Genomic DNA, 13342 nt, shown 5'->3' on the forward strand with positions numbered 1-13342 from the left:
GAGAAATAGTAGCATTAATGGCGAGTTTCACGAGTAATGCTTCCCTGCACCGCACAAAAGCTAATCCTTGATAACCCCGCGGGCGCGCAACAGCGCCGTTTTAAAGTCTTCTTCATAATCCTTTTTCAGGCCGGGGATCTGATCCGTGCCGGCGCTGCCGCGCATTTTCAGGTGATAGATGAGGATATCGTCACTCAGCTCGGACAGCTCGCCTTGAAAACCGGCTTCCTTCGCCAGCTTTTGCAAAAATGGGATCAGATTGAGATCGGGATCTTCCTGCCAGGCCGGATGCAACAGCTCGATCAGCTCGTTTACGCGATGCGTTTTCATCTCAATATCGTCCAGTGGTATGAATAAACACACAAAGTAACAGGCTTACCAACGCAGTGAAAGAAGCAGCTTGTCAATAAAGGTAAATCCTGATGTCACACCGGCTTTAGCGCTACAATCAGGGCATTAACAGTGCGGGAAGAAAAATATGCATGAAGAAATTACCGGCGTTATTCTGGCCGGCGGCCGCGGGACGCGGATGGCCGGTGAGGATAAGGGCTTGGTACCGATTGGCGGCGTAGCGCTTTATCGGTACGTGCTGGCGCGGTTACGTACGCAGGTAACTGCCGTCGCCATCAGCGCCAATCGCAATCAGAAACGTTACCAAGCCAGCGGTCTGCCGGTGATCGGCGACCTGACGCCCGACTTTGCCGGCCCGCTGGCCGGCATGTTGGCCGGGTTGGAACATGCAGCCGGCAAATGGGTGGCCTTTGTACCTTGCGACGTGCCTGATTTCCCAGCGACATTAGTCGAAGAACTCTGGCGGCAGAAAGGCGATGCCCTGGCCGCCTATGCCAGCGACGGTGAACGGGATCACCCTACGCTGGCATTGCTGCACACCGGCCTTATACCGCAACTGACCGACTATCTGGCCCGCGGGGAACGTAAATTGATGCTGTTTCTGAAGGAGGTTCAGGCTCAGCGGGTCGTCTTCAGCGGACAACAGGCGGCATTCCATAATCTTAATACGCCTGACGACTGCCGGCGTTGGCAGCAGGAGCGAGGATTGCGCGATGAATAACTCACTGCCGCCGCTGCTGGCCATTGGCGCCTATAGCGGAACAGGAAAAACCACCCTGCTTAAACGGCTGATCCCTCTGCTGAAGCAGCGGCAGGTAAGAGTCGGATTGATCAAACACACCCATCACAATATGGATGTGGATACACCGGGTAAAGACAGCTATGAACTGCGCAAAGCCGGTGCCGATCAAACGCTGGTCGCCAGCGATCGCCGTTGGGCATTGATGACCGAAACGCCTGAGCAGCAACCGCTGGACCTTCAGTATCTGGCCAGCCGTTTTGATGCCGATAAGGTCGATCTGATTTTAGTGGAAGGGTTCAAGCATGAACCTATCGGTAAAATTATTCTCTACCGCGAAGAAATAGGCCGGCCGCTTGAGGAGATGCTGGACGAGTTTGTGCTCGCCGTCGCCAGCGATCGTCCGGTAACCGCCAACGTGCGCTCATTGGATATCAATCGGCCGGAAAGCATTGCCGATTTCATCATGGAATGGCTGAAAGGCGCAGCGTAGCTGCGCTTTTTTGCTTTTTTGCACATAACAAAAAGCCCCATGCTTTCGCATGGGGCTTTTTGTTTTATTTGATGCCTGGCAGTGTCCTACTCTCGCATGGGGAGACCCCACACTACCATCGGCGCTACGGCGTTTCACTTCTGAGTTCGGCATGGAGTCAGGTGGGACCACCGCGCTATTGCCGCCAGGCAAATTCTGTTTCATTCTTGGCCGTTACTCGCGTAACCACCAGAACCAATCTAAGAACTTCGCTGAAAATTATTCGTCTCTCTAAAAACACCTTCGGTGTTGTAAGGTTAAGCCTCACGGATCATTAGTACTGGTTAGCTCAATGCATCGCTGCACTTACACACCCAGCCTATCAACGTCTTAGTCTTAAACGTTCCTTCAGGGGCCTTAAAGGCCCAGGGAAGACTCATCTCGAGGCAAGTTTCGCGCTTAGATGCTTTCAGCGCTTATCTTTTCCGCACTTAGCTACCGGGCAGTGCCATTGGCATGACAACCCGAACACCAGTGGTGCGTTCACTCCGGTCCTCTCGTACTAGGAGCAACCCCTCTCAATCTTCCAACGCCCACGGCAGATAGGGACCGAACTGTCTCACGACGTTCTAAACCCAGCTCGCGTACCACTTTAAATGGCGAACAGCCATACCCTTGGGACCTACTTCAGCCCCAGGATGTGATGAGCCGACATCGAGGTGCCAAACACCGCCGTCGATATGAACTCTTGGGCGGTATCAGCCTGTTATCCCCGGAGTACCTTTTATCCGTTGAGCGATGGCCCTTCCATTCAGAACCACCGGATCACTAAGACCTACTTTCGTACCTGCTCGAGCCGTCACTCTCGCAGTCAAGCTAGCTTATGCCTTTGCACTAACCTCACGATGTCCGACCGTGATTAGCTAACCTTCGTGCTCCTCCGTTACTCTTTGGGAGGAGACCGCCCCAGTCAAACTACCCACCAGACACTGTCCTCACCCCAGATTATGGGGCCGAGTTAGAACATCAAACATTAAAGGGTGGTATTTCAAGGTTGGCTCCACGCAGACTGGCGTCCACGCTTCAAAGCCTCCCACCTATCCTACACATCAAGGCTCAATGTTCAGTGTCAAGCTATAGTAAAGGTTCACGGGGTCTTTCCGTCTTGCCGCGGGTACACTGCATCTTCACAGCGAGTTCAATTTCACTGAGTCTCGGGTGGAGACAGCCTGGCCATCATTACGCCATTCGTGCAGGTCGGAACTTACCCGACAAGGAATTTCGCTACCTTAGGACCGTTATAGTTACGGCCGCCGTTTACTGGGGCTTCGATCAAGAGCTTCGCCTTGCGGCTGACCCCATCAATTAACCTTCCAGCACCGGGCAGGCGTCACACCGTATACGTCCACTTTCGTGTTTGCACAGTGCTGTGTTTTTATTAAACAGTTGCAGCCAGCTGGTATCTGCGACTGGCTTCAGCTCCATCCGCGAGGGACTTCACCTACGCGCCAGCGTGCCTTCTCCCGAAGTTACGGCACCATTTTGCCTAGTTCCTTCACCCGAGTTCTCTCAAGCGCCTTGGTATTCTCTACCTGACCACCTGTGTCGGTTTGGGGTACGATTCTGTGTTACCTGATGCTTAGAGGCTTTTCCTGGAAGCTTGGCATCAACTACTTCTGCACCGTAGTGCATCGTCATCACGCCTCAGGGTTGACAGCGTTCCGGATTTACCAGGAACACCCCCCTACACGCTTAAACCGGGACAACCGTCGCCCGGCTAGCCTAGCCTTCTCCGTCCCCCCTTCGCAGCAACACCGAGTACAGGAATATTAACCTGTTTCCCATCGACTACGCTTTTCAGCCTCGCCTTAGGGGTCGACTCACCCTGCCCCGATTAACGTTGGACAGGAACCCTTGGTCTTCCGGCGAGCGGGCTTTTCACCCGCTTTATCGTTACTTATGTCAGCATTCGCACTTCTGATACCTCCAGCAACCCTCACAGGCCACCTTCAACGGCTTACAGAACGCTCCCCTACCCAACAACGCCTAAGCGTCGCTGCCGCAGCTTCGGTGCATGGTTTAGCCCCGTTACATCTTCCGCGCAGGCCGACTCGACCAGTGAGCTATTACGCTTTCTTTAAATGATGGCTGCTTCTAAGCCAACATCCTGGCTGTCTATGCCTTCCCACATCGTTTCCCACTTAACCATGACTTTGGGACCTTAGCTGGCGGTCTGGGTTGTTTCCCTCTTCACGACGGACGTTAGCACCCGCCGTGTGTCTCCCGTGATAACATTCTTCGGTATTCGGAGTTTGCATCGGTTTGGTAAGCCGGGATGGCCCCCTAGCCGAAACAGTGCTCTACCCCCGAAGATGAGTTCACGAGGCGCTACCTAAATAGCTTTCGGGGAGAACCAGCTATCTCCCGGTTTGATTGGCCTTTCACCCCCAGCCACAAGTCATCCGCTAATTTTTCAACATTAGTCGGTTCGGTCCTCCAGTTAGTGTTACCCAACCTTCAACCTGCCCATGGCTAGATCACCGGGTTTCGGGTCTATACCTTGCAACTATTCGCCCAGTTAAGACTCGGTTTCCCTACGGCTCCCCTATACGGTTAACCTTGCTACAAAATATAAGTCGCTGACCCATTATACAAAAGGTACGCAGTCACACCACGAAGGTGCTCCCACTGCTTGTACGTACACGGTTTCAGGTTCTATTTCACTCCCCTCGCCGGGGTTCTTTTCGCCTTTCCCTCACGGTACTGGTTCACTATCGGTCAGTCAGGAGTATTTAGCCTTGGAGGATGGTCCCCCCATATTCAGACAGGATGTCACGTGTCCCGCCCTACTCATCGAACTCACAGTCAATGCATTTTAGTGTACGGGGCTATCACCCTTTACTGCGCGACTTTCCAGACGCTTCCACTAACACAAGAACTGATTCAGGTTCTGGGCTGTTCCCCGTTCGCTCGCCGCTACTGGGGGAATCTCGGTTGATTTCTTTTCCTCGGGGTACTTAGATGTTTCAGTTCCCCCGGTTCGCCTCGTTAAGCTATGTATTCACTTAACGATAGTGCAACGAATTGCACTGGGTTTCCCCATTCGGGTATCGCCGGTTATAACGGTTCATATCACCTTACCGACGCTTTTCGCAGATTAGCACGCCCTTCATCGCCTCTGACTGCCTAGGCATCCACCGTGTACGCTTAGTCACTTAACCTCACAACCCGAAGGTGTCTTTTATGAATAATCGACACTTCGCATTGCAAACATTTGAGAGACTCTATGACAGGTTACTCCTCATCCCGATATTTCTACGGAGGGACAAGTTTCAGCCGTCATGTTTCAATTTTCAGCTTGTTCCAGATTGTTAAAGAGCAATATCTTAAACACGACTCGCAAGAGTCATCTTTAAGATTTTTTGGTCACGCATGACCGGTGATAATGTCTTTCACTCATTATCGGAATGGCGTCCCCAAGGGGATTCGAACCCCTGTTACAGCCGTGAAAGGGCAGTGTCCTAGGCCTCTAGACGATGGGGACACGAAAATCCGATTAAACTGAACGTTTTAATCGGTTCGCATCAGCATGAGTCAGAGACTCATTACATCAACAGGTGCGCATTGCTCGTTACTTTTTCATCAGACAATCTGTGTGAGCACTTCACGCGAATCGATATCATTAGGTAAGGAGGTGATCCAACCGCAGGTTCCCCTACGGTTACCTTGTTACGACTTCACCCCAGTCATGAATCACAAAGTGGTAAGCGCCCTCCCGAAGGTTAAGCTACCTACTTCTTTTGCAACCCACTCCCATGGTGTGACGGGCGGTGTGTACAAGGCCCGGGAACGTATTCACCGTAGCATTCTGATCTACGATTACTAGCGATTCCGACTTCATGGAGTCGAGTTGCAGACTCCAATCCGGACTACGACGTACTTTATGAGGTCCGCTTGCTCTCGCGAGTTCGCTTCTCTTTGTATACGCCATTGTAGCACGTGTGTAGCCCTACTCGTAAGGGCCATGATGACTTGACGTCATCCCCACCTTCCTCCGGTTTATCACCGGCAGTCTCCTTTGAGTTCCCGACCGAATCGCTGGCAACAAAGGATAAGGGTTGCGCTCGTTGCGGGACTTAACCCAACATTTCACAACACGAGCTGACGACAGCCATGCAGCACCTGTCTCAGAGTTCCCGAAGGCACCAATCCATCTCTGGAAAGTTCTCTGGATGTCAAGAGTAGGTAAGGTTCTTCGCGTTGCATCGAATTAAACCACATGCTCCACCGCTTGTGCGGGCCCCCGTCAATTCATTTGAGTTTTAACCTTGCGGCCGTACTCCCCAGGCGGTCGATTTAACGCGTTAGCTCCGGAAGCCACGCCTCAAGGGCACAACCTCCAAATCGACATCGTTTACAGCGTGGACTACCAGGGTATCTAATCCTGTTTGCTCCCCACGCTTTCGCACCTGAGCGTCAGTCTTCGTCCAGGGGGCCGCCTTCGCCACCGGTATTCCTCCAGATCTCTACGCATTTCACCGCTACACCTGGAATTCTACCCCCCTCTACGAGACTCTAGCTTGCCAGTTTCAAATGCAGTTCCCACGTTAAGCGCGGGGATTTCACATCTGACTTAACAAACCGCCTGCGTGCGCTTTACGCCCAGTAATTCCGATTAACGCTTGCACCCTCCGTATTACCGCGGCTGCTGGCACGGAGTTAGCCGGTGCTTCTTCTGCGAGTAACGTCAATGCGATGCCGTATTAAGACATCGCCCTTCCTCCTCGCTGAAAGTGCTTTACAACCCGAAGGCCTTCTTCACACACGCGGCATGGCTGCATCAGGCTTGCGCCCATTGTGCAATATTCCCCACTGCTGCCTCCCGTAGGAGTCTGGACCGTGTCTCAGTTCCAGTGTGGCTGGTCATCCTCTCAGACCAGCTAGGGATCGTCGCCTAGGTGAGCCATTACCCCACCTACTAGCTAATCCCATCTGGGCACATCTGATGGCGTGAGGCCCGAAGGTCCCCCACTTTGGTCCGTAGACGTTATGCGGTATTAGCTACCGTTTCCAGTAGTTATCCCCCTCCATCAGGCAGTTTCCCAGACATTACTCACCCGTCCGCCGCTCGTCACCCAGAGAGCAAGCTCTCTTGTGCTACCGCTCGACTTGCATGTGTTAGGCCTGCCGCCAGCGTTCAATCTGAGCCATGATCAAACTCTTCAATTAAAAGCTTGATTTGCTTCAACTCGTGAAGCGATGCTCAAAGGTTACTGCATGAATTTTACTTCAGTAGTCACTCTTCAAGACTTGATATTTTTTCGCATCCGAAGATGCTGGATATCGTCTTGTGGAGTGCCCACACAGATTGTCTGATAAATTGTTAAAGAGCGTTGGTTACTGAGAGATAACTCTCGGTAACGCGGGAGGTGCATATTACGCTTTCCCGCTGAAGAGTCAAGCTTTTTTCTTATTAAGAAACGGCGTTTTCACCGGCTTGCTTCTTCCTGGCTGGTCGACTGGTTCTCGTTAGAGGAGTCGTTGTTCCCGGTCAGTGGAGGCGCATTATAGGGAGTTCTCAGAACGCCGCAACCCCTAAATGCAAAAAACTTTTCAAGCGCGGTTTTTTTCGGCAAACGGGTCAAAAAGCGGCGCTTTTATGTCACTTTTTCCGGCAAACAGCCATAAAAGCTGGCGATCCCTGGAGTAAAATAAGAATAACGATGTTCAGTAAGGACCCGCAGCCATGCAATTTAATGCTCAACAACAGGCCGCCCAACGCAATCTTTCTTATCTTCTGGCGGAAAAACTCGGCCAACAAATCCTGGCGGGCGACTATCAGGCCGGCAGCATCCTGCCCGGCGAGATGGAACTGGGCGAACAATTCGGCGTAAGCCGCACGGCGGTGCGCGAAGCGGTCAAGATGTTGGCGGCCAAAGGCATGCTGCTGCCGCGCCCGCGCATCGGCACCCGGGTGATGCCGCGCAGCCAATGGAACTTCCTCGATCAGGATTTGCTGACCTGGTGGATGACGCGGGAAAACTTCGATCAGGTCATGCAGCACTTCCTTATCTTGCGCACCTCGCTGGAACCGCAGGCCTGCGCGCTGGCGGCCAGCCACGCCAGCGCGCAACAAACCGGGCTGTTGGCGGAGCTGATGGCGGAAATGCGCGCGCTGCACACCCAGTTTGACCGCGAACGCTGGATCCAGGTTGATACCCAGTTCCACCAGCTTATCTACGAAGCCAGCGGCAACCCCTTCCTGACCTCGTTCGCCAACCTGTTCAGTTCGGTGTATCAAAGCTACTTCCGCGCCATCACCGGCAACGAAGTGATCAAGCTGCGGCATCACCAGGCAATCGTCGACGCGATACTCGCCGGAGACAGCGCCGGCGCTCTGGCCGCCTGCCAGGTATTGCTTAAAGAGAAAGACTAGACGCCTCCTCTGCTTATATATAGAAGAAAGATGAGAGGGACAGACGATCATTAACCAGGACCGACCATGACCAAATCCGCGCGCAGTATGGCAGGGCTACCCTGGATCGCCGCAATGGCGTTCTTTATGCAGGCGTTGGACGCCACCATCCTCAACACCGCGCTGCCGGCGATCGCCCACAGCCTGGAACGTTCGCCGCTGGCGATGCAGTCGGCCGTCATCAGCTATACGCTGACGGTGGCGATGCTGATCCCGGTCAGCGGCTGGCTGGCGGACCGCTTCGGCACCCGGCGGGTGTTTATCTTCGCGGTATCGTTATTTACCCTCGGCTCGCTGCTGTGCGCACTGTCCCCCACGCTGAGCGTGTTGGTCGCCTCGCGCGTTATCCAGGGCGTCGGCGGCGCGATGATGATGCCGGTGGCGCGGTTGGCCCTGCTGCGCGCCTATCCGCGCAGCGAGCTGCTGCCGGTGCTGAACTTCGTCACCATGCCCGGATTGGTCGGGCCGATACTGGGGCCGCTGCTGGGCGGCTGGCTGGTGACCTACGCCACCTGGCACTGGATTTTCCTGATCAACATTCCTATCGGCCTGCTCGGCATCTTCTATGCGCGCAAATACATGCCGGATTTCACCACCCCCAAGCGCCGCTTCGACTTTATCGGTTTTCTGCTGTTCGGCCTGAGCCTGGTGCTGGTCTCGACCGGCCTTGAGCTGTTTGGCGAACGGGTGTTGGCGAGCTACATCTCGCTGGGCATTCTGCTCAGCGGTTTCGTGATGCTGTTCGGCTATATCGCCCACGCGCGCCGCCACCCTCAGCCATTGATCGGGTTGGACCTGTTCAAGACCCGCACCTTCTCGGTCGGCATCGCCGGCAACGTCGCATCAAGGCTGGGCACCGGCTGCGTGCCCTTCCTGATGCCGCTGATGCTGCAGGTGGGCTTTGGCTACTCGGCAATCGTCGCCGGCTGCATGATGGCGCCGACCGCCGTCGGCTCGCTGATGGCGAAATCCACCGTCACCCAGGTATTGCGCTGGTTCGGCTACCGCAAAACCCTGGTCGGCATCACCGTCATCATCGGCGTGCTGATCGCCCAGTTCGCGCTGCAGAGCCCGGGCATGCCGCTGTGGCTGATGATCCTGCCGCTGTTCGTGCTGGGCATGGCGATGTCCACCCAGTTCACCGCCATGAACACCATCAGCCTGGCGGATCTGAACGACGCCAACGCCAGCTCGGGCAACAGCGTGCTGGCGGTAACCCAGCAGCTGTCCATCAGCTTTGGCGTGGCGATCAGCGCGGCGGTGCTGCGCTTTTACGACTCCCTGTCGCTCGGCACCATGATTGACCACTTCCACTACACCTTTATTACCATGGGGATCGTCACCGTGGCTTCGGCGCTGGTGTTTATGCTGTTGAGAAGGAAGGACGGCCGCAATCTGATCAGCGGCCGGGAAAGCAGGAAAGAAGCCAAGGCTTCGAGCTAACGGCGGCCAACGGAAGCGCGCTCCACCAGCTCAGGCGTCAACACCAGCACCTGCGCCTCGCGCTCCGGGTTTTGCAGGCGGTTGATCAACGCATCGATCGCCAATTCACCCAGCGAATCCTTCGGCTGGTGAATGGTGCTCAACGGCGGCGCCAGGTATTTGGCCAGTTCGATATCGTCATAGCCCATCACCGCCATGTCCTGCGGCACCGACAGCCCGGCCTGGTATAGCGCCTGATAGACGCCCACCGCCACCGCATCGTTACCGGCAAACACCGCATGCGGCGGCTCGTCCAGCGCCAGCAGCTGCCGCATGGCGTTAACCCCGCCTTCAAATTCAAAGTCGCAGTGCACTTCATAGCCCGGCGGAATGGGCAGGCCGGCGCGCCGCATGGCATTGCGATAGCCCTCCAGGCGATGCCGGGCGGTGGTCTTATCCTGCGGGCCGGCGATGCAGGCTATTTTGCGGTAGCCGCTGGCGATCAGGTGATCGGTCGCCATCTCGCCGCCCAGCAACGAATTGTCCTGAATAATGTCGTTGGCGCCTTCAAACGGCGCCCAGTCCATCATCACGATAGGTAAAGAGGGGTAGCGGCGCAGCGCATCCTGCGACGGCCGGTGATTCTCGGTGCACATCAGCAGCAAGCCGTCGACGCGCTTTTGCAGCAGGGTTTCCATGCTGCGGTTCATGCGCGCCGCGTCTTCTTCGGTATTGCACAGGATCAGGCTGTAGCCGCGTTCGTAGCAGCTGCGCTCGACGCCGCGCACCACTTCGGCGTAAAACGGGTTGTTGCTGGAGGTGACCAGCATGCCGATGGTGCGCGTCTGGTTGAGCTTCAGGCTGCGCGCCAGGGCGGAGGGCGCGTAGTTCAGCTGTTCAACGGCCGCCATGACTTTGTCGCGCACGCTGTCGCTGACGAAGCGATTGTTGTTGATTACGTGCGATACGGTGGAGGTTGAAACGCCCGCCAGGCGGGCGACATCTTTCATGGTGGCCAAAGGGCTTACTCCTGCCGCTGCAAGAAGGCGTCGATCTCTTCGCGCCAGGGCACGGAAGGCTGCGCGCCGGGGCGCGTCACGGCGATCGCCGCCGCCGCATGGGCGAAGCGCACCGCATGCGCCATGGTTTCCCCTTCCAGCAACGCCGTGACCAGCGCGCCGTTAAAGGTATCGCCGGCGGCGATGGTGTCCACCGCTTTCACCTTGAAGCCCGGCACCAGTTTGCCGTCGCCGTTTTCGCTCAGCCATACCCCGCGGCTGCCGAGGGTAATGATCACCGTGGCGATGCCTTTATCGTGCAGAACCTGAGCGGCGCGCGCCGCATCTGCATCGTTGTCGACCGCAATCCCGGTCAGGAGCTGGGCCTCGGTTTCATTGGGGGTGATCATATCGATAGTCGCCAGCAGCTCATCCGGCAGTTCGCGCGCCGGCGCCGGGTTGAGGATCACCTGAGTTTGATGGCTTTTCGCCAGGCGGGCGGCGGCGATAACCGTCTCCAGCGGCGACTCCAGCTGCATCAGCAGGGCATCGGCGTCAATCACCCGTTGCCGATAGCGCGCCAGATAGTCCGGCGTAACCGCGGCATTGGCACCGGCATCGATGCCGATGACGTTTTCGCCCTCGGCGTTGACGAAAATCAGCGCCACGCCGGTGGTGTTGTCGGCGATGGCCTCGATCGGTTGGGTATCAATGCGATCGGCAGCCAGCTGTTGGCGGATGCGTTCACCGATATCGTCGGCGCCCACGCAGGCGATAAAGGCGATATCCGCCCCGCTGCGCCCGGCCGCCACTGCCTGATTCGCGCCCTTGCCGCCAAACGCCACCTTATACTGTTTCCCGATCACCGTTTCGCCCGGGTGAGGGAAGCGTTCAATATTGAGGATATGGTCGGCATTGATGCTGCCCAGAACCACCAGCTTACCTGTTTCCATCGCATTGATTCCTGAATTGCGCGCCACCCTAAGATGGCGCGGGTATGACTTATTGGGTGACCAGTTTCAAATCTACCGGAATAGTGGCCGGCACTTTCTCGCCTTTCAGCACTTTGTCGGCGGTTTCCACGCCAATTACGCCGATCTGATCCGGGCGCTGCGCCACGGTCGCCGCCAGTTTGCCGCCCTCCACCGCTTTCACGCCGTCGGCGGTGCCGTCGAAGCCTACCACGACCACGTCGGATTTTCCGGCGGTTTGCAGCGCACGCAGCGCACCCAGCGCCATTTCATCGTTCTGGGCAAACACCGCCTGCACGTCCGGATGCGCGGTCAGCAGGTTCTGCATCACGTTCAGGCCTTTGGTGCGGTCAAAATCGGCCGGCTGGCTGGCCAACAGTTTGAATTTATTCTGATCCAGCGACTGTTTGAAGCCTTCGCCGCGCTCGCGTGCGGCGGAGGTGCCGGCAATGCCTTCCAGTTGGATCACTTTCGCGTCTGCCCCCACTTTCTTGGCGATGAAGTCGCCGGCCATTTTGCCGCCCACGCGGTTATCCGAGGCGATGTGGCTAACCACTTCGCCCTTGCTCGCCACGCGGTCCAGGGTAATGACCGGGATCTTGGCCTGGTTGGCCATCTTGATGGCGTTGCCGACCGCGTCGGAGTCGGTCGGGTTGATCAGCAGCAGCTTAGGCGCCTGTACCATCAGATCCTGCACGTTGGCCAGCTCTTTCGCCGGGTTGTTTTGCGAATCCAGCACCACCAGGTTGTAACCCAGCTTGTTGGCTTCCTGCTGCGCGCCTTCCTTCATTGAAACGAAGAACGGGTTATTGAGGGTCGATACCACCAGCGCGATGGTGTCTTTGGCCAGCGCATTGGCGCTCAGCGTGGCGCTCAGGGCGAAGGCGGAAGCTAAAACTGCCAGTTTTTTCATTTTCATCATCGTGATTCCTGTAGGGGGAGGTTACTTGTTGCTTTTGTTATCTACCAGAACCGCCAGCAGTATCACCACTGCCTTCACGATCATTTGGTAGTAGGAAGAAACACCCAGTAAATTCAGGCCGTTGTTCAGGAAGCCCAGGATCAGCGCGCCGATCAAGGTGCCGACGATGCGGCCCTTGCCGCCCGCCAGGCTGGTGCCGCCCAGCACGACGGCGGCGATGGCGTCCAGCTCGTAGCCGGTGCCGGCGGTCGGCTGCGCCGAAGACAGGCGCGCCACTTCGATCACTCCGGCCAGCGCCGCCAGCAGGCCGCACAGCGAATAGACGATAACTTTCACTTTATCGACGCTGATGCCGGACAAGCGGGTCGCCGCTTCGTTGCCGCCCAAGGCATAAATATAGCGGCCCAGGCGGGTGTGATGCAGCATGTACCAAGCGGCGATGAACACGATAGCCATAATCCAGATTGGGGTAGGCACCCCCAGCGGGCGGCCGATGCCGAACCAGCCGAAGGCGTCGGCCACGTCGGTAAAGCCGGTATTCACCGGGCTGCCGTTGGTGTAGACCATGGTGACGCCGCGCAGCAGCAGCATCATCACCAGCGTGGCGATAAACGCCTGCACCTTGCCTTTGGCGACGATCACCCCGGTGCAGGCGCCTATCGCCGCCCCCAGCGCCAGCGCCGCCGCAACGGCCACCAGCGCATTCACCTCAAAGCCGACGATCGAAGCCGCCACCGCACCGGTCAGCGCCAGCAACGATCCGACCGACAGATCGATGCCGGAGGTGAGGATCACCAGCGTCATCCCCACCGCCATAATGGCGTTCACCGAGGTTTGCTGCAGAATATTGAACAGATTGTTCAGGGTGAAGAAATTCGGGCTCATGGAAGAGACCACGGCGATCAGCACCAGCAGAGCAATCAGGGATTTCTGCTCTAACAGCCACTCTTTACTGAACCAGCGCTTAGCTGCGATAGTCTGGGAACTCATAT

At 56.6% G+C, this 13342-nt stretch carries 9 protein-coding genes, 1 tRNA gene and 3 rRNA genes; 4 read left to right on the forward strand and 9 right to left on the reverse strand.

Features of this window, described 5'->3' with window-relative positions; translation table 11 throughout:
• Positions 1–60: 60 nt before the first annotated feature.
• Complete coding sequence (locus tag D7I37_RS06905) at positions 61–330, reverse strand: YihD family protein (protein WP_061799661.1); 270 nt, start codon at positions 328–330, stop codon at positions 61–63.
• A 148-nt stretch (positions 331–478) separates the two neighbouring features.
• Between D7I37_RS06905 and mobA the strand changes: the two genes are divergently transcribed.
• Together mobA and mobB are read left to right on the forward strand one after the other, a co-directional pair.
• Positions 479–1072 carry a molybdenum cofactor guanylyltransferase MobA gene (gene mobA / locus D7I37_RS06910; RefSeq protein ID WP_061799662.1) on the forward strand — a complete coding sequence of 198 codons (594 nt, stop codon included), beginning with the start codon at positions 479–481 and terminating at the stop codon, positions 1070–1072.
• Complete coding sequence (mobB, locus tag D7I37_RS06915) at positions 1065–1583, forward strand: molybdopterin-guanine dinucleotide biosynthesis protein MobB (protein WP_095099874.1); 519 nt, start codon at positions 1065–1067, stop codon at positions 1581–1583. The genes mobA and mobB overlap by 8 nt, the downstream gene beginning before the upstream one ends.
• Positions 1584–1656: 73 nt before the next feature.
• Here mobB and rrf read toward each other — a convergent pair.
• The 4 genes from rrf to D7I37_RS06935 form a co-directional block, all read right to left on the reverse strand.
• Positions 1657–1772, reverse strand: a 5S ribosomal RNA gene (gene rrf / locus D7I37_RS06920).
• Between the two features lie 103 nt (positions 1773–1875).
• A 23S ribosomal RNA gene (locus D7I37_RS06925) occupies positions 1876–4783 on the reverse strand.
• A gap of 247 nt (positions 4784–5030) precedes the next feature.
• A tRNA-Glu gene (locus D7I37_RS06930) sits at positions 5031–5106 on the reverse strand.
• Between the two features lie 143 nt (positions 5107–5249).
• Positions 5250–6791 (reverse strand): 16S ribosomal RNA (locus D7I37_RS06935).
• Together the 16S, 23S and 5S rRNA genes with 1 tRNA gene alongside form the textbook arrangement of a ribosomal RNA operon.
• A gap of 517 nt (positions 6792–7308) precedes the next feature.
• Between D7I37_RS06935 and D7I37_RS06940 the strand changes: the two genes are divergently transcribed.
• Together D7I37_RS06940 and mdtD are read left to right on the forward strand one after the other, a co-directional pair.
• Positions 7309–7998: a FadR/GntR family transcriptional regulator gene (locus D7I37_RS06940; protein ID WP_061800241.1), complete on the forward strand. Its 690-nt coding sequence runs from the start codon at positions 7309–7311 to the stop codon at positions 7996–7998.
• A gap of 66 nt (positions 7999–8064) precedes the next feature.
• The gene (mdtD, locus tag D7I37_RS06945; protein WP_061800242.1) at positions 8065–9480 is read left to right on the forward strand and encodes a multidrug transporter subunit MdtD; all 1416 of its coding nucleotides are present in this window, start codon (positions 8065–8067) and stop codon (positions 9478–9480) included.
• Here mdtD and rbsR read toward each other — a convergent pair.
• Genes rbsR through rbsC form a run of 4 tightly spaced genes read right to left on the reverse strand, consistent with a single transcriptional unit; the run spans position 9477 to position 13340 of the window.
• Positions 9477–10478, reverse strand: a complete 1002-nt coding sequence (rbsR, locus tag D7I37_RS06950) for a ribose operon transcriptional repressor RbsR (RefSeq protein WP_061800244.1) — start codon at positions 10476–10478, stop codon at positions 9477–9479. The two genes, mdtD and rbsR, sit on opposite strands and share 4 nt — an antisense overlap.
• A 5-nt stretch (positions 10479–10483) precedes the next feature.
• A complete protein-coding gene (gene rbsK / locus D7I37_RS06955; RefSeq protein ID WP_129543482.1) occupies positions 10484–11410 on the reverse strand; it encodes a ribokinase in 927 nt (308 codons plus the stop codon).
• 49 nt (positions 11411–11459) lie between these two features.
• Positions 11460–12347, reverse strand: coding sequence for a ribose ABC transporter substrate-binding protein RbsB (rbsB, locus tag D7I37_RS06960; protein ID WP_061800291.1), 888 nt, complete (start codon positions 12345–12347; stop codon positions 11460–11462).
• Between the two features lie 24 nt (positions 12348–12371).
• Positions 12372–13340: a ribose ABC transporter permease gene (rbsC, locus tag D7I37_RS06965; RefSeq protein ID WP_061800247.1), complete on the reverse strand. Its 969-nt coding sequence runs from the start codon at positions 13338–13340 to the stop codon at positions 12372–12374.
• Between the last annotated feature and the right edge of the window lie 2 nt (positions 13341–13342).

This window comes from Serratia sp. 1D1416 (genome assembly GCF_003641105.1).
GTDB classification, from domain to species: Bacteria; Pseudomonadota; Gammaproteobacteria; order Enterobacterales; family Enterobacteriaceae; genus Serratia; species Serratia ficaria.